We start from the raw sequence: 15,376 nt of genomic DNA on the forward strand, positions 1-15,376 counted from the left end.
CCGCTCCTGTTGCAGAGCTGATGCCTCCGCACCGCATCTAAGGTGTCCGTATGACAGAGATACCGGGCGAGCTGCCCGGGAAGCCGACCGCGGCCTCCCGTACGACCCTCAGCCACATCATGACGGCCAACGACACCAACCTCCTCGGCACGGTGCACGGCGGTGTGATCATGAAGCTGGTGGACGACGCGGCCGGGGCCGTGGCCGGGCGGCACTCCGGTGGCCCCGCGGTCACCGCCTCCATGGACGAGATGGCCTTCCTCGCCCCCGTACGGGTCGGTGACCTCGTGCACGTGAAGGCCCAGTGCAACTGGACGGGCCGCTCCTCCATGGAGATCGGCGTACGGGTCCTCGCGGAGCGGTGGAACGAGTCCACCCCCGCCACCCAGGTCGGCAGCGCCTACCTCGTCTTCGCGGCCGTGGACGCCGACGGCAAGCCCCGCCGGGTCCCGCCCGTGCTCCCGGAGACCGAGCGGGACGAGCGGCGCTACCAGGAGGCCCAGATCCGCCGCACGCACCGGCTCGCCCGCCGCCAGGCGATCATGGCCCTGCGCGAGGAGCGGGCCGCCCAGGGCTTCGACGACTGACCAGCGGCCGTCCCGGCGGCTCAGTTCGCGCAGGTCACCTCGTCGCCCGTGAGCACCCCGGAGGTGCCCTGGTACGGGTCCTCCGCCCGCACCGGCACCACCTTGCGGTAGTCCGAGCCGGCGATCACCACCACCGTCCGGCCCTGGCGCGCCACCGCCCGCAGCTCGCTGCCGGGCAGCGCGGCCGCCACCGAGCGGGCGGAGCGGTCCCAGCGCGGGTCGTACGTGACCACCGTGCGCCGGACGTCGCGGCCGGCGCCGTTGCCCGGGGCCCCGGTGGTGTCGAAGCCGGTGGCGCGCAGGGCCGCGTCCACCCGGCCGCCCAGCCCGTCGATCCGGGTCCCGTTCTCCACCTGGACCCGGACCTGCTTCGGCGGTACGTCCACCGGCACGGCCGCGGCCCGGCTGCCTGAGCTCGCGGGCCGGGCCGGGGCGAGCGGCCGGTCCTGCCGGAGCGCCTCGAAGAGCTTGGCGGCCTTGGGCTCGTCCCACCTCACGGTGGACCCGATGCTCTTGACCCGGAACGAGGGGTCGCCGATGGGCACGGAGGCGAACTCCGAGGAGGACGGGGTGAAGTCCCGCATGGCCTGCCCGAGCGCGAGCATCTGCTCCGAGCCGAAGCCGGTGTCCGCCCGGACCGAGCCCAGCAGGGTGGAGCTGACCTGCTTGAACTTCACCGGGTTGAGCAGCACCCCGCCGCTGGTCGCCTGCTTGATCAGAGCGGCGACGAACCGCTGCTGGCGCTGCATCCGGCCGAGGTCGGAGGCGCCGTCGATGTGCCGGGAGCGCACGTACTGCAGGGCCTGTCCGCCGGTCAGGCGGTGGGTGCCGGGCAGCAGGTCGAGGCCGGTGTTCGGGTCGCGCATGGTCTTGGCGGTGCAGATGTCCACGCCGCCGATGGCGTCGACCGTCTTCATGAAGCTGGTGAAGTCGACCTCCAGGTAGTGGTCGATCTTCACCCGGGTCATGTTCTCGACCGTCCGCACGGTCAGGTTGGGGCCGCCCTCCGCGTACGCGGCGTTCAGTTTCACCGGGTGGGCCTTGTGCGCCTTTCCGGTGACGAGGTCGTGGTGCGCGGGCACCTCCGCGTAGCTGTCGCGGGGCAGGCTGATGACGCTGGCCCGCTCCCGGTCCGCCGACAGGTGCACGAGCATGATGGTGTCGGTGCAGTGGCAGGGCGCCCCGCCCAGGCGGTACTCGCGCTTCTCCTCCGGAGTGATCTTCTCCCGGCCGTCGGTGCCGACCAGCAGGAAGTTCAGACCGTGCCCGGCCTGCGGGCGGTTCTTCATGTCCTTGAACGGGTCCACCCGCTCGATCCCCGTGTCCAGCCCGGTCATCACGGCATGTCCGACGGCCCCGCAGCCCAGCACCGCCACCGACAGCCCCGCCGCGATCCGCACCCCCCACCGGGGTCTGTCGCCCCGGTGCCGGGCCGGACCGCCGCCCGTACCGCCGCGCCGTGCGCGCTGCGGCTGGGGCGGCCTGGCGGGACGGGTGGGGCGGTGCGGCTGGGGCACGGGGGACACCTCCGCGGGGACAGCAGGGGAAACGATCGGCCTGGATCTGATTCGTCAGAACAGTAGGCCCATACGATCAGCCTCTGTCCGTACCGCTCACTCGGCGCGCACCCGGTTCCCCCGTACGCGGTAACGTGACACCGATACCCGACCTTGAAGGACCACATGCCCGCCCAGCAGCCCGCAGTCTCGGTGATCATGCCGGTGCTCAACGAGGAGCACTACCTCCGCGACTCCGTCCGCCACATCCTGGAACAGGAGTACGCGGGCGAGATGGAGGTGGTGATCGCGCTGGGGCCGTCGACGGACCGCACCGACGAGATCGCCGCCGAGCTCGTCGCCGAGGATTCCCGAGTCCACACCGTTCCGAACCCGACGGGCCGGACCCCGGCCGCCCTCAACGCCGCGATCAAGGCCTCACGTCACCCGATCGTGGTACGCGTCGACGGCCACGGCATGCTCTCGCCGAACTACATCGCCACCGCCGTGCGCCTCCTCGAGGAGACCGGTGCGCAGAACGTCGGCGGCATCATGCACGCCGAGGGCCAGAACGACTGGGAAGAGGCCGTCGCCGCCGCGATGACCTCGAGGATCGGTGTCGGCAACGCGCCGTTCCACACCGGCGGCCAGGCGGGGCCGGCCGAGACCGTGTACCTCGGTGTCTTCCGCCGCGAGGCGCTGGAGCAGCAGGGCGGGTACAACGAGGAGTTCATCCGCGCCCAGGACTGGGAGCTGAACTTCCGCATCCGCGAGGCCGGCGGCCTGATCTGGTTCTCCCCGGAGCTGAAGGTCCAGTACCGGCCGCGGCGGTCCGTAAGGGCCCTGGCCAAGCAGTACAAGGACTACGGGCGGTGGCGCCACGTGGTGGCCCGCTACCACTCCGGCTCCATCAACCTCCGCTACCTGGCCCCGCCGACCCTGGTCTGCGCGATCGCGGCGGGCGTGGTCGTGGGTGCGGCGCTCACCCCGCTCGGCTTCGCCGTCCCGGCCGGCTACCTCGCGGCCATCGCCGTGGGCTCCGTCCCGGCGGGCAGGGGCCGCTCCCTCAAGGCCCGGGCGCAGATCCCCCTGGCCCTGGCCACCATGCACCTGTGCTGGGGCTACGGCTTCCTGACGAGCCCGCGCTCGCTCGCGAACAAGCTCATCGCGACCCGCCGCCCGGCCGTCCACCGGAACACCTCGCAGGTCTGAGCAGCAGGGAGCCCCCGCCCCCGACCCGGTGGCTCGGGCCAGGGGGTCCCGGGAGCTACGGGCGGCCCTGCAGCTTCGCCGACGACGTGCGCGTGTCCGGGAGCTTGCCGTAGAGCTTTGCGCCCGGGCAGGCGGTGGCGAAGCCGTCCCGGTGGCCCGAGATGATGTTCATCGACACGCTCTGGCCCTTGGGGTAGCGGTTGCCGCCGCCCGAGGTCAGGGTCGTCTTCGCGCGCGGGTCCCGGCCGAAGAGGCCGAGCTTCCAGGCCGTGAGGCGGGCGACCGCGTCGACCGCCGCCGCCGGCGGGGCCGTGGAGGTGTAGGTGCCCAGCACCGCGACGCCCATGCTGTTCGTGTTGAAGCCCATGGTGTGCGCGCCGAGCACCGCCTTGGAGACTCCGCCCGCCCGGCCCTCGTAGACCGTGCCGCACTTGTCGACGGCGAAGTTGTAGCCGAAGTCCCGCCAGCCGCTGCTGACCACGTGGTAGCGGTACAGACTGCGCAGGACCGCCGGGGCGTCCTTGCAGGCGTAGTTGTTGCCGGAGGCGCTGTGGTGGACGAAGGCCGCCTTGACCGTGTTCGTATACACGAAGCCCGATTCGCGCAGGGACTCGTCCGCGCCCCACCCCTTGCGGGTGACGATGCGCGGGCGCGGGCCGATGAACGGGGCGGCCGCCGCGGTCAGCTCGCCGTCACTGGCGAAGATCGCGTCGGCGGTGGAGTCGGCCTTGTTGAGCTCGGTGATCTCGTTCGCGCCCAGCGCGGCGTGCGGGATGTTCGCGGCGGAGGACTCCGCCATCTCCATCGTCATGCCGGGCACCGCCACCTCGCCCTTGTCGTCGCCGTCGGGGCCGCTGTTCTTGCCGTCCGACCCGGTGGGCGGGGTTTCCGCACCGGGGTCGACGAGTTCGATCCGCATGCCCGTGGGCAGCCGGGCGGCGGCGCGGCTGGACGAGGTGCCGGGCTCCGCCTGGACGCGGACCTCCACGCCGTCGGACTCGCCGACCCACAGCGGGGCGGTGGCGCCGCGGACCCGGCCGGAGCCGCGTTCCACGGCGTCCGGGTCGGCCGCGTGCTCGCTGTTGTGGGTCTCGACGTCCTGCCAGCCGGACCAGGCCGCGGTCTTCGCGGAGCGGGTGCGGACCTGGACCCTGCCGTGCAGCTGGGTGGTGATGTCGTCCCAGACCACGCCGACCAGCGAGAACGTCTTGACCTCGCGGGCGGTCAGGCCCTGCGTCTCGGGGAGGCCCGGCGAGGCGCTCATGCCGGGGACGCCCGGAGTCCGGGTGGCCGCGGGCCCCAGGGGGACGAGCGGCAGCGATTGGGTGGAGCCGGCTGGGGTGATGGGGGCGGACTCCGCCAGGGCCGCGGCGGGGAACGCGAGGGGCAGGGCCAGTACGGCGGCGGTCGCGACGCCGATCGAGGAAGCAAGGAATCCACGCATGAAAAGGATGGTGAGTACCCGCACCGGCGGGCGCCATCGGAGAACTGACGAACCGTCCGACCCGCCCGGGCGTACCCCTCGCCCGTACGGCGGAGCAGCGGGCCGCCGTACGGGGGACGGCCCCGCGTACGCTGTGCCGGGTGAACGCCACTGACCGCACCCCTGCCGACCTGCTGCGATCCGCGCTCGCCGCCGATCCGGGCCGCCCGCTCGTCACCTTCTACGACGACGCCACGGGCGAGCGCGTGGAATTGTCCGTCGCCACCTTCGCCAATTGGGTGGCCAAGACCGCCAATCTGCTCCAGGGCGACCTGGGCGCCGAACCCGGCGACCGGCTCGCTCTGCTCCTCCCGGCTCACTGGCAGAGCGCCGTGTGGCTGCTCGCGTGTGACTCGGTCGGGGTCGTGGCCTCGGTGAACGGGCACCCGGGCGATGCCGATCTCGTCGTGAGCGGGCCGGACTCGCTGGACCGGGCCCTGGAGTGCGACGGGGAGCGCGTGGCGCTCGCGCTGCGGCCGCTGGGCGGACGGTTCCCGCAGCCGCCGGCCGGGTTCGCGGACTACGCGGTCGAGGTGCCGGGGCAGGGGGACCGGTTCGCGCCCTTCGTCCCGGTGGAGGCGGAGGGTCCCGCACTGATCGTCGGCGGCGAGGAGCTCTCGCACGCGGAGCTCACCGCGCGCGCCCGCGAGGACGCGGCCAAGCTCGGCCTCGGCGCGGGCTCGCGGGTGCTGACCGGGCTCGGCTACGACACCTGGGACGGCCTGTCGGCCGGGCTCTACGCCGCTCTGGCGTCGGGCGGCTCCGTGGTGCTGTGCCGGAATCTGGACCGGCTGTCGCCGGACGGGCTGGCGCAGCGGATCGAGAGCGAGCGCGTCACCCACACCGTCTAATCACGGCCCGGAGCCCCGTCACTCAGACTGGTTAATGCCGAGAAGGGGCGATTTGTCACCCACATGGCCCTAGACACCCCCCTGCCCCCGGGCTGCCCAGGCCGCCCGGAGGCAGGATCGGCAGTAGCCGTGCCCACTCGCACGGCTGTTGTCGGAACGGCGAGGGGACGGACGCCAGTGACGGACAGCGCAGGCATACCGGGCGGGACCGGGACGGCCGCGGGCGGCTCGAAGCCTCCGCGCAGCCGTCGTCGCCGACTGCTGCGCTGGACCGGCTTCGGGGCGGCCTTCCTGGTCCTGGCGGGCTCGGCCACCGGCTGGTGGGTCTACAGCAAGCTCGACGGGAACATCACCGAGGACACCTCGGCGGCGGCCGAGCTGCTGCGCTACGACCGCGACCGACCGACGCACTTCGCGAACGGCGCCCAGAACATCCTGCTGATCGGCTCGGACTCCCGCTCGGGCCAGGACAACGCCCGCTACGGGCAGGACCGGGGCACCGAGCGCTCGGACACCACGATCCTGCTGCACCTGCCGGCGGACCGGCGCAGCGCGACGGCGGTGTCGATACCCCGGGACCTGATGGCGGAGATCCCCGAGTGCCTGATGGCGGACGGGAGTCGCACCCGCGAACAGCACGCGCAGTTCAACTGGGCGTTCCAGTGGGGCGGGGCCGGCTGCACGATCCGTACGGTCGAGCGGCTCACGGGGATCCGGATCGACCACCACATGGTGATCGACTTCCGCGGCTTCAAGAAGATGGTCGACGCGATCGGCGGGGTGGAGGTCTGCCTCAAGCAGCCGGTCGACGACTCGGAGGCCAAGCTGCGGCTGCCCGCTGGGCGTCAGACCCTCCGGGGCGAGCACGCGCTGGGCTTCGTCCGCGCCCGCTACAGCCTGGGCAACGGCAGCGACACCGAACGGATGGAGCGCCAGCAGCAGTTCCTCGGTTCGCTGGTCAAGAAGGTGCAGAGCAACGGGGTGCTGCTGAACCCGGCCCGCCTGTACCCGCTGCTGGACGCCGCGACCTCCTCGGTGACCACGGACCCGGGGCTGGCCTCGCTGCGCGGCCTGTACGAACTCGTACGGGGCGTTCGGAACATACCGCCCGATCAGGTCAAGTTCCTGACGGTCCCGCGCAAGCCGTACTCGGCCGATCCGAACCGGGACGAGCTGGTGGAGCCGGATGCCGCCCGGCTGTTCCGGCAACTGCGGATGGACCAGCCGGTGACGGTCGCCCCGCCGAAGCCCGACAGCGCGAACGCGAACGGGACGAGGAACGGGACGAGGAACGGGAACGGGAGCGGGAGCACCGTCGAGCCGGGCGGGGGAACCATCGGGCCCCCCGTACCCGTCCCCACCTTCACCGGGACCACGGCGGGGATCGTCGACTGCCGGTAAAGCAATCCCAAAAGCCGGTGACCGAAGCGAACGGGATGAGCGCTTCGCCCCGTTATAAGGGGAGTGGAATTTGTCACCAGCATGGTTTGCAGCCGAACCTGGCGGATAAGGTGAGCGATCCGGTGCCCCGCCGGACCAGAGGCCGGGCACCAGCAGCCGGATCGTTGACCGTGCGCCCCGGGGGAGGCGCGTCGCGAGGCACCGACGGAGGATTCGAGCAACCGTGGATGCGCAAAGCCGTGGGCGGGCCGAGGAAATCGACCCCGCAGACCAGTGGGTGCTCAATCCCCGCACCGGCAACTACGAACTGCGACTGGGTGACTCCACAGCGCATCAGCCGCGGGCGGGCGTGACCGCCCCGCGCAAATCACCCTCCGCGCCCGGCAAGCCCAGCACGCCCTCCCCGGCCGTACCGGGGCCCCGGCGCGGCGACCCCCCGCCCGGCGGCCGCCGCGGCGGCCGCTCCCGCAAGGGCGGCGGAGGCGGCGGGCGCCGCAAGAAGGCGCTGCTCATCACCAGCGGGACGCTGGCGTTCCTGCTGGTCGGCGGCGCCGCGGCGGCGTACTTCTACTACGACCACCTGAACGGCAACCTCAGCGTCACCGACATCGCGGGCGCCGGCACCGGCGGCTTCAAGAAGGACCAGGCCATCAACATCCTGGTCATCGGCACCGACAAGCGCACGGGTGCGGGCAACGAGGCCTACGGGGACAAGGACAGCGTCGGCCACGCCGACACCACGATCCTCTTCCACGTCGCCAAGGACCGCTCCAACGCCACCGCGCTGTCCATCCCGCGCGACCTGATCACCGACATCCCGGCCTGTCCGACGAAGCAGCCGGACGGCTCGACGAAGGAGATCAAGGGCACGAAGGGCACCCGCTTCAACAACAGCCTGGGCCAGGAGGGCCGCGACGCGGGCTGCACGATGCGCACCGTCAAGGAGCTCACCGGGATAGAGGTCGACAACTTCATGATGGTCGACTTCAACGCGGTGAAGACCCTGAGCACGGCGGTCGGCGGGGTGCCCGTCTGCCTGGAGAAGGCCGTCGACGACGAGGACTCCAAGCTCAAGCTGCCGCAGGGCGAGCACCGGCTGTCGGGCGAGCAGGCGCTGGCCTTCGTCCGGACCCGGCACGCCTTCGGCAACGAGAGCGACCTGGACCGGATCAAGACCCAGCAGCAGTTCCTCGGCTCGATGATGCGCGAGATGAAGTCGAAGGAAACGCTGACGAGTCCGAAGAAGTTCTTCTCGCTCGCGGAGGCGGCCACCAAGTCGCTGACCGTGGACCAGGGCCTGGGATCCATCGACAAACTCACCGATCTCGCGGGTGAGTTGAAGGACATCGACCTCAAGAACATCACCTTCACGACCCTTCCGGTGCTCGACAACCCGGCGGAGAAGGTCAAGGCCACCGTCGTGGTCAACCAGTCTCTGGCCGATCCGCTGCTGCAGATGATCCGGGGGGACGTCTCGCTCACGGAGGTCGAGAAGAAGGAGCAGGCCGCGAAGGAGGCGGCCGACGCGGACGCGAAGGCCAAGCAGGACGCGCTGCTCCAGGGCAACAAGGCCCCCGCGGCGGACGTACGGGTGAACGTGTACAACGGCGGCGGCCCCAAGGGCGCGGCCTCCACCACCCTGAACTGGCTGCAGAACACCAAGGGCGTGCCCAAGGCCAGCAACCTCGGCAACGCCCCCGCGAAGGTCGGTGCCACGCAGCTGGAGTACGCGCCCAACCAGGCCGACCAGGCGCGGGCGCTGGCGGAGATGCTGGGACTCCCGGCGACCGCCATGAAGATGGGGACGGCGGACGCCTCGGCGAGGACGCCGATGAAGCTGACGCTGGGCCCCGACTTCCAGCAGCCGGGCACACCGCTGGCCGCTCCCGTTCCGCAGGAGCTGCCCAAGGACGTGCAGCAGGCGCAGGCCGACAAGGCGATCTGCGCCAAATAACGGGCTTTTGCCGGTGATACCGGCAGATTTTTGACCAAAAGGGATTTCGAGGGGGACGTGTGAGGCACAGCAACGTGCGGGAGGAGGGGGCGACCGCCCAGAACGCCGACGGCATATCCGGCGGCGATGCGGACGCACCCGGCACCGTACCCCGGCCTCGGGGCGGCGGCTCTCGCCGCGGCCACCGGGCGGGCGGCACCCGTACCAGGCGGGGCCGTCGGCGCGTGCTGCGCTGGGTGTCCTGCGTGCTGTCCCTGCTCATACTCGGCACGGCGGCCGGCGGTTACCTCTACTACCGCCACCTGAACAACAGCATCAAGACGGACCCGCTGAACCTCGGCGAGACCAACCTGGGCGGATCGAAGCCCAATTCCTTCGGGCAGATCCCGCTGAACATCCTGCTCATCGGCTCCGACGCGCGCGACGGCGAGGAGAACCAGTCCCTCGGCGGGGCCACCGAAACCTTCGGCGGCCCGGCGCTGGCGGACGTGCAGATGCTGCTCCACCTGTCGGCCGACCGCACCAACATGTCCGTGGTGTCGATGCCGCGCGACACGATTCTGATGATGCCCAAGTGCACCGAGCCGAACGGCAAGGTGCACCCCGCCAGCAAGGGCCTCGTGCAGACGAACGAGTCCCTCCAGCGCGGCGGACCGGGCTGCACGGTCGCCGCCTGGACCGAGCTGACCAAGATCCCCATCGATCACTTCATGATGATCGACTTCAAGGGCGTGGTCTCGATGGCGGACGCCATCGGCGGCGTCCCGGTCTGCGTCGAGCAGAACGTCCACTCCCGCACCCGCGACGGCAAGGGCTCCGGCCTGAAGCTGCAGAAGGGCGAGAACATCATCCAGGGCGAGACGGCCCTGCAGTGGCTGCGCACCCGCTACGGGTTCGAGGACGGCACCGACATCGCCCGCACCCACGCCCAGCACCAGTACATGAACTCGATGGCCCGCGAGTTCCGCAAGAACGCCAAGCTCTCCAACCCGGTGAAGCTCAACAGCCTGGCGCAGGCGGCCATCGACGCCATGGTCGTGGACCCCGGCCTGAAGAAGATAGACAAGCTCTACGACCTCAGCATGGAGCTCAAGAAGGTCCCGCCGGGGCGGATCACCATGACCACCATGCCGTGGGTGTACAGCACGCGCCCCGGCATGGACGGACGGGTCGAGCCCATGGCGGGCGAGGCCGAGGCCCTGTTCCGGATGGTCCGCGAGGACATCGCGCTCGACGGCAAGGGCTCCGGCACCCCGGCGGACGGCGCCTCCCCCTCGCCGGGCGCCCCCGCGACGCCCTCCGCTCCGGCCCAGCCGACCACCGCGGCGAGCACCGCCCCGGCCTCGGCGCCCGCGAAGATCGCGGTCTCCGTCCGCAACGCCACCGGCGGCAAGGACGGCGCCGAGGCCAAGGTCAAGCTCCGGGCGACCGACGTGGCCACGCTGCTGAAGGGCAAGGGCTTCACCAAGGCCACCGCGGACACCCAGACGGGGGCCGAGGACGCCACGGTGGTCCGCTTCGCCACCGACGCCGAGGCGGCCGACGCCGCGGCCGTGGCCACCGCGCTCGGCCTGCCGGCCACCGCGGTGCAGAAGTCCGCCGAGGTCCCCGGGATCGTCCTGTTCGTCGGCAAGGACTGGCGCACCGGCAACGCGCCGACCCCGCCGCCGCCCGCCCCGACCGTGGCCCCGACGTCCGCCCACGCCCTCAACGGCGACAACGACAAGGCCTGCATGGCGATCCAGGAAGGCTTCACCTGGTAACGCGTCACGCGTAGTTCGTACGCACGAGGGCCCGGCGCAGCGGCTGCTCCGATCACAGCCGCCGCCCCGGGCCCTTTCGCGAGTTGCCCGCAGGGCTACGCTCGAGGCATGGCCGGCCGCTTCGATCCACTCAACCGCACCACCGTGCGCGGCGGCCGCACCCCCGTGCCCGCCGGGCAGGGGCAAGCGGGCGGGGCAGGGGCCAAGGCCCGGCGCTGGGTCCCCGACGGCCCCGTCGACCTCGGCCTCACCCTCGGCCCGCTCCGGCGCGGCCCCGCCGACCCCGCCTTCCGCGCCACCCCCGACGGGTCGGTCTGGCGCACCAGCCGGACCCCGCAGGGCGCCGCGACCCTCCGGGTCTCCCGCTCCGGCACCGAGATCACCGCCGAGGCGTGGGGCCCGGGCGCCGACTGGCTCCTGGAGCAACTGCCCGCCCTCCTCGGCTCCGGCGACGACCCCGCCGCCTTCGTCCCGCGCCACCGCCTCGTCCACGCCAGCCACCGCCGCCGCCCGGGCCTGCGCCTCACCCGCACCGGGCTGGTCCTGGAGTCGCTGGTCCCGGTCATCCTGGAACAGAAGGTCACCAGCGACGAGGCGTACCGCGCCTGGCGCCGCCTCGTACGCCAGTACGGCGAGCCCGCGCCCGGCCCGCACGGCCTCGGCCTGTACGTCATGCCCGACGCCCGCACCTGGGCCCTGATCCCGTCCTGGGACTGGCACAAGGCCGGGGTCGACGCCAAGCGCTCCGCCACCATCGTCCGCGCCGCCCGCGTCGCGCACCGCCTGGAGGAGGCCGCCGCCATGGCGCCCGCCGCCGCGGCCGCCCGGCTGGAGGCCGTCCCGGGCATCGGCCCGTGGACCTCCGCCGAGACCCTCCAGCGCAGCAACGGCGACCCCGACGCCGTGACCACCGGCGACCTGCACCTCCCCGGCATCATCGGCTACGCCCTCGCCGGGGACCGCGACGCCGACGACGCCGCCATGCTGGAGCTCCTGGCCCCGTACGCCGGCCAGCGCCACCGCGCCGCCCGCCTCGTCCTCCTCGCGGGCCACGCCCCGCCCCGCCGCGTCCCGCGCATGCCGCGCACCGACATCGGCCGGCTCTGAGCGGTCCGGCAGAGCGCCCGGCCCGGTCAGCGGACCCGGATGAACTCCTCCGCGGACCGCGCGGGCCGCTCCCGGGGCGGCTCGGCCGCGTGCCCCACCGCCACCGCCCCCATCGGATCCCAGTCGCCGGGCAGCCCCAGCACCTCGCGCACCACGTCCTGGCAGAACATCGTCGAGGACACCCACGCCGAGCCGAGCCGCTCCCCGGCCAGCGCGACCAGGAAGTTCTGCACGCCCGCGCCCATCGCGACCACGAACATCTCGCGCTCCGCCGTGTCCCGCCGCGCGTCCCCGTAGTCGTGCGCGCCGTCCGCCACCAGACAGGGCACCACCAGGTAGGGGGCGGCCCGCAGCAGGTCACCGCGCCGCACCCGCTTCGCGATGGACTCCTCCGATGCGCCGTCCGCCCGCAGGTCCGCGACCCACGCGTCCCGCATGGCGTCCAGCAGCTCCAGCCGGGCCGTCGCGGACTCCAGCAGGACGAACCGCCACGGCGTCGTGTGGTGCGGAGCCGGGGCCGTCACGGCCGCCGCCACCGCCCGCCGCACCGCGCCCGGGTCCACCGGCTCGGCGGTGAAGGCCCGTACGGTGCGGCGCTGCGTCACCGCCTCCCGTACCGCCTCCGAGGTGCCCAGCCGGAACATGTCGTCGGCCGGGGTGCGCACCAGGTCCCGCGCCGACGAGCCCTCGCCGAGCACGTGCGCCAGGCCGCGTACGACGGCCACCGGCAGCCCGGCCGCCTTGCCCTTGACCAGGTCGCCCGCCGCCGCCAGTTCGTCCGCGGTCGCCACCACCGTCGCGCTCAGCGGATTGCCGTGCGCGTCCGTGCCCCCGCGCAGGTCGTCCAGGACCCGCACCCCGGCCGAGCCGATCGCCACGTCGGTGAGCCCGGTGCGCCACGGCCGCCCGAAGGTGTCCGTCACCACCACGCCCACGTCCACGGAGAGGATGTCGCGCACCCCTTCGCGGATCGCGGCGGCCGAGGCGTCGGGGTCCTCGGGCAGCAGCAGTACCGTGCCGGGCGCGGTGTTGGAGGCGTCCACCCCGGCGGCCGCCATGACCAGCCCCTGCCGGTTCTCGACGATCCGCAGGGGACCGCGGCGCGCGACCACCCGTACGGTCTCCGCGTCTATGGCCGCCTCGCGCGAGTCCGCCTCGACGAGGCGGCCCTCGGCCTTCGAGACGATCTTCGAGGTGACCAGCAGGACGTCCCCGTCGCGCAGGCCGGGCGCGGCCACCGCGATCAGCTTCGCCAGGTCGTCGCCCGGCCTGACCTCGGGGATCCCGTCGACGGCCCGCACCTCGTACGAGGGACTGTGCTCGCGAGAAGCGTGTGCGGCGGCGGTCACCGGGAGGCCTCGGCCAGTTCCAGCGCGGCCCGGGCCATGTCGGCGGTGGCGGCCAGGTCGGTCATCATCAGCGGCACGGCGCGGCAGGTGATCCCGGCGGCCTCCACCTCGGCGACGGCGTGCGCGTCGGCGGTGTCCACCAGCCAGCCGTCGAGCAGTTCGGTCCCGTAGTGCAGGGCGACGGCGGCGGCCGTGGACTCGACGCCGACCGCGGCCAGCACCTTGTCGGCCATCCCGCGCACGGGCGCGCCCCCGACGATGGGGGAGAGGCCGACGACCGGCGCCTGGGCGGCGGCCACGGCGTCGCGGATTCCGGGGACGGCGAGGATCGTCCCGACCGAGACCACGGGGTTGGACGGCGGGAAGACGATCACATCGGCGGCGGCGATGGCCTCGAGCACCCCGGGCGCGGGCTTGGCCTGCTCGGCCCCCACGGGGACGATCGCCTCCGCGTCCACCGCGGCGCGCAGCCGGACCCAGTACTCCTGGAAGTGGATGACCCGGCGCTCCGCGGAACCGGCCTGCCCGGTGCCCGCCTCGGTGATCGCGACGTGGGTCTCGACCCGGTCGTCGGACATGGGCAGCAGCCGCACCCCGGGCTGCCAGCGGTCGCACAGGGCCTCGGTGACGGCGCTCAGCGGGTAGCCGGCGCCGAGCATCTGCGTACGGACGATGTGGGTGGCGAAGTCGCGGTCGCCGAGGCCGAACCAGGACGGTCCGACCCCGTACGCGGCGAGCTCCTCCTTGACGGTGAAGGACTCGTCGGCACGGCCCCAGCCCTGGTCCTCGTTGATGCCACCGCCGAGGGTGTACATCACCGTGTCCAGATCGGGGCACACCTTGAGCCCGAACAGGTGAATGTCGTCACCGGTGTTGCCGATGACCGTGATGTCCGCGTCGGGCACTGCCGACTTGAGTCCGCGGAGGAACCGGGCGCCGCCTATACCGCCGGCCAGAACAACAATGCGCATGCGGACAGTCTGTCAGCCGCAGGCGGTCGTTCGAGGGGCGGTGGCCGGGCGACGGGCGGGCCCGGCAGGCGGGTGCCGGTGTTACGCGGGGACGGACTCCGGCGTGGCCGGCGAGCAGCTGTGCATCGGCATCTCGGTCAGGCCGGGGAAGTAGACGTGCAGGCTGACCGCGCCGTCGAGCGCGTCGTTGACGACCTCGTGCGCGTAGCCGGGGGCGAAGACCCGCTGGGAGCCGGCGCCGAGGGTGAGCCGCCCGCGCGTGTTGCGCTCGGTGAGCTCGCCTTCGAGGACGGTCAGGACGCCGGAGGAGGGGCCGTGGTCGTGGTGGCCGCTGCCCTGGCCGGGCACCCAGCTGAGCAGCCAGACCTCGTAACCGGGGCCGGTGCGCAGCCGGTGGTACCAGCGGGTGGTGGCGTCGTACTGGACCAGGTGCTCCCACGAGGCGCGGTCCTCGGCGATGGAGCGGGCGAGTCCGGCGAACTCGGCGACGGTGGCCGGGTGTTCGCGGGCGGGCTGGAGGAGGTGCTGGACGGCGAGGATGTCGCCGGCGATCTGGAGGTCGCTCTCGACGGTGATCGGGGCGATCGGTGCGATCGGGGTGCTGTTCATCGTGGGAAGTCCTCGACGGATGTCAGTGGTGCTGGCGGTTGCGGGTCCGGCCGGAGCTCTGGGGAGCCGAAGCTCCGAAGGCATCAACAGCAGCAACAGCAGCAGCGAACCTGGGCAGCGCTCAGGAACCCACGAATGGGGGTCCGGGTGAGTGCTGCGGGCGCTGACATGGGAACAAGGAGAACGGGTGGGGGGTCGGACTGTCAACCCAATGTCCGGTTTACGGCAAAACTTTCACCTCATCCGGTTACCGTGCACGGAGAAAGGTTTGTGCAGTCCGCGCCGGGGGATGTGGCGCCCATGTGCCACCCAAACCCGAACCCGCCATCTCGTGACCGGACTGTGATCTCCGCCGCTTCTTTGGCCGGATCGCAACCCCACCCCCGAGTGACGCGTGATTCGCAGGTGGAGGCGCGCCTCGCAGGGCGCCTGTGGCATGTGTCACGATTTTTGGCGATATGAACACTTTCTGCATAGGCTTGGTTCCGCAGAGTGAATAAGGGGCCCAATAGCAGACCTCGGCTTGACTGCGCCGGAGCCACGCACTTGTAATTTCACTCGTGTCGTTACGTAGCGATCAGTAACGGCATCAC

12 protein-coding genes are annotated in these 15,376 nt (G+C 72.2%); 7 read left to right on the plus strand and 5 right to left on the minus strand.

Features of this window, described 5'->3' with window-relative positions:
• Nucleotides 1–50 precede the first annotated feature (50 nt).
• Nucleotides 51–587, plus strand: a complete 537-nt coding sequence (locus ACIPUC_RS29210) for an acyl-CoA thioesterase (RefSeq protein ID WP_446593336.1) — start codon at nucleotides 51–53, stop codon at nucleotides 585–587.
• 20 nt (nucleotides 588–607) lie between these two features.
• On the opposite strand, the gene ACIPUC_RS29215 is transcribed toward ACIPUC_RS29210, so the two are convergent.
• The gene (locus ACIPUC_RS29215) at nucleotides 608–2,104 is read right to left on the minus strand and encodes an LCP family protein (RefSeq protein ID WP_446593337.1); all 1,497 of its coding nucleotides are present in this window, start codon (nucleotides 2,102–2,104) and stop codon (nucleotides 608–610) included.
• 165 nt (nucleotides 2,105–2,269) lie between these two features.
• Here ACIPUC_RS29215 and ACIPUC_RS29220 point away from each other — a divergent pair, with 165 nt between their 5' ends.
• Nucleotides 2,270–3,295: a glycosyltransferase family 2 protein gene (locus ACIPUC_RS29220; RefSeq protein ID WP_446593339.1), complete on the plus strand. Its 1,026-nt coding sequence runs from the start codon at nucleotides 2,270–2,272 to the stop codon at nucleotides 3,293–3,295.
• 55 nt (nucleotides 3,296–3,350) lie between these two features.
• Here ACIPUC_RS29220 and ACIPUC_RS29225 read toward each other — a convergent pair whose 3' ends face one another.
• Nucleotides 3,351–4,739 carry a peptidoglycan recognition protein family protein gene (locus ACIPUC_RS29225; RefSeq protein ID WP_446593340.1) on the minus strand — a complete coding sequence of 463 codons (1,389 nt, stop codon included), beginning with the start codon at nucleotides 4,737–4,739 and terminating at the stop codon, nucleotides 3,351–3,353.
• Between the two features lie 140 nt (nucleotides 4,740–4,879).
• On the opposite strand from ACIPUC_RS29225, the gene ACIPUC_RS29230 reads away from it, so the two are divergent.
• The 5 genes from ACIPUC_RS29230 to ACIPUC_RS29250 all read left to right on the plus strand — a co-directional run bounded on the left by ACIPUC_RS29230 (nucleotide 4,880) and on the right by ACIPUC_RS29250 (nucleotide 11,854).
• A complete protein-coding gene (locus ACIPUC_RS29230; RefSeq protein WP_446593341.1) occupies nucleotides 4,880–5,629 on the plus strand; it encodes a TIGR03089 family protein in 750 nt (249 codons plus the stop codon).
• Nucleotides 5,630–5,806: 177 nt separating this feature from the next.
• The gene (locus ACIPUC_RS29235) at nucleotides 5,807–7,030 is read left to right on the plus strand and encodes an LCP family protein (protein WP_446593343.1); all 1,224 of its coding nucleotides are present in this window, start codon (nucleotides 5,807–5,809) and stop codon (nucleotides 7,028–7,030) included.
• A gap of 223 nt (nucleotides 7,031–7,253) precedes the next feature.
• Complete coding sequence (locus tag ACIPUC_RS29240; RefSeq protein ID WP_446593345.1) at nucleotides 7,254–8,984, plus strand: LCP family protein; 1,731 nt, start codon at nucleotides 7,254–7,256, stop codon at nucleotides 8,982–8,984.
• Nucleotides 8,985–9,043: 59 nt separating this feature from the next.
• Entirely contained in the window at nucleotides 9,044–10,747 is a 1,704-nt protein-coding gene (locus ACIPUC_RS29245) for an LCP family protein (protein ID WP_446593347.1), read from the plus strand.
• 108 nt (nucleotides 10,748–10,855) lie between these two features.
• The gene (locus tag ACIPUC_RS29250; protein WP_446593348.1) at nucleotides 10,856–11,854 is read left to right on the plus strand and encodes a DNA-3-methyladenine glycosylase family protein; all 999 of its coding nucleotides are present in this window, start codon (nucleotides 10,856–10,858) and stop codon (nucleotides 11,852–11,854) included.
• 26 nt (nucleotides 11,855–11,880) lie between these two features.
• Here the strand turns inward: ACIPUC_RS29250 and ACIPUC_RS29255 are convergent, their stop codons facing one another.
• The 3 genes from ACIPUC_RS29255 to ACIPUC_RS29265 all read right to left on the minus strand — a co-directional run bounded on the left by ACIPUC_RS29255 (nucleotide 11,881) and on the right by ACIPUC_RS29265 (nucleotide 14,750).
• Nucleotides 11,881–13,203, minus strand: a complete 1,323-nt coding sequence (locus ACIPUC_RS29255; RefSeq protein ID WP_446593350.1) for a coenzyme F420-0:L-glutamate ligase — start codon at nucleotides 13,201–13,203, stop codon at nucleotides 11,881–11,883.
• Nucleotides 13,200–14,174, minus strand: coding sequence for a 2-phospho-L-lactate transferase (cofD, locus tag ACIPUC_RS29260; RefSeq protein WP_446593351.1), 975 nt, complete (start codon nucleotides 14,172–14,174; stop codon nucleotides 13,200–13,202). The genes ACIPUC_RS29255 and cofD overlap by 4 nt, the downstream gene beginning before the upstream one ends.
• 81 nt (nucleotides 14,175–14,255) lie before the next feature.
• Nucleotides 14,256–14,750: a cysteine dioxygenase gene (locus tag ACIPUC_RS29265; protein ID WP_446593403.1), complete on the minus strand. Its 495-nt coding sequence runs from the start codon at nucleotides 14,748–14,750 to the stop codon at nucleotides 14,256–14,258.
• Between the last annotated feature and the right edge of the window lie 626 nt (nucleotides 14,751–15,376).

It is taken from the genome of Streptomyces sp. LARHCF249, from assembly GCF_052871255.1.

Bases quoted from the DNA above. Each gene is read 5' to 3' on its own strand.
- ACIPUC_RS29210 (WP_446593336.1), top strand. From the start codon at position 51: ATGACAGAGATACCGGGCGAGCTGCCCGGGAAGCCGACCGCGGCCTCC.
- ACIPUC_RS29220 (WP_446593339.1), top strand. From the start codon at position 2,270: ATGCCCGCCCAGCAGCCCGCAGTCTCGGTGATCATGCCGGTGCTCAAC.
- ACIPUC_RS29225 (WP_446593340.1), bottom strand. From the start codon at position 4,739: ATGCGTGGATTCCTTGCTTCCTCGATCGGCGTCGCGACCGCCGCCGTA.
- ACIPUC_RS29250 (WP_446593348.1), top strand. From the start codon at position 10,856: ATGGCCGGCCGCTTCGATCCACTCAACCGCACCACCGTGCGCGGCGGC.
- cofD (WP_446593351.1), bottom strand. From the start codon at position 14,174: ATGCGCATTGTTGTTCTGGCCGGCGGTATAGGCGGCGCCCGGTTCCTC.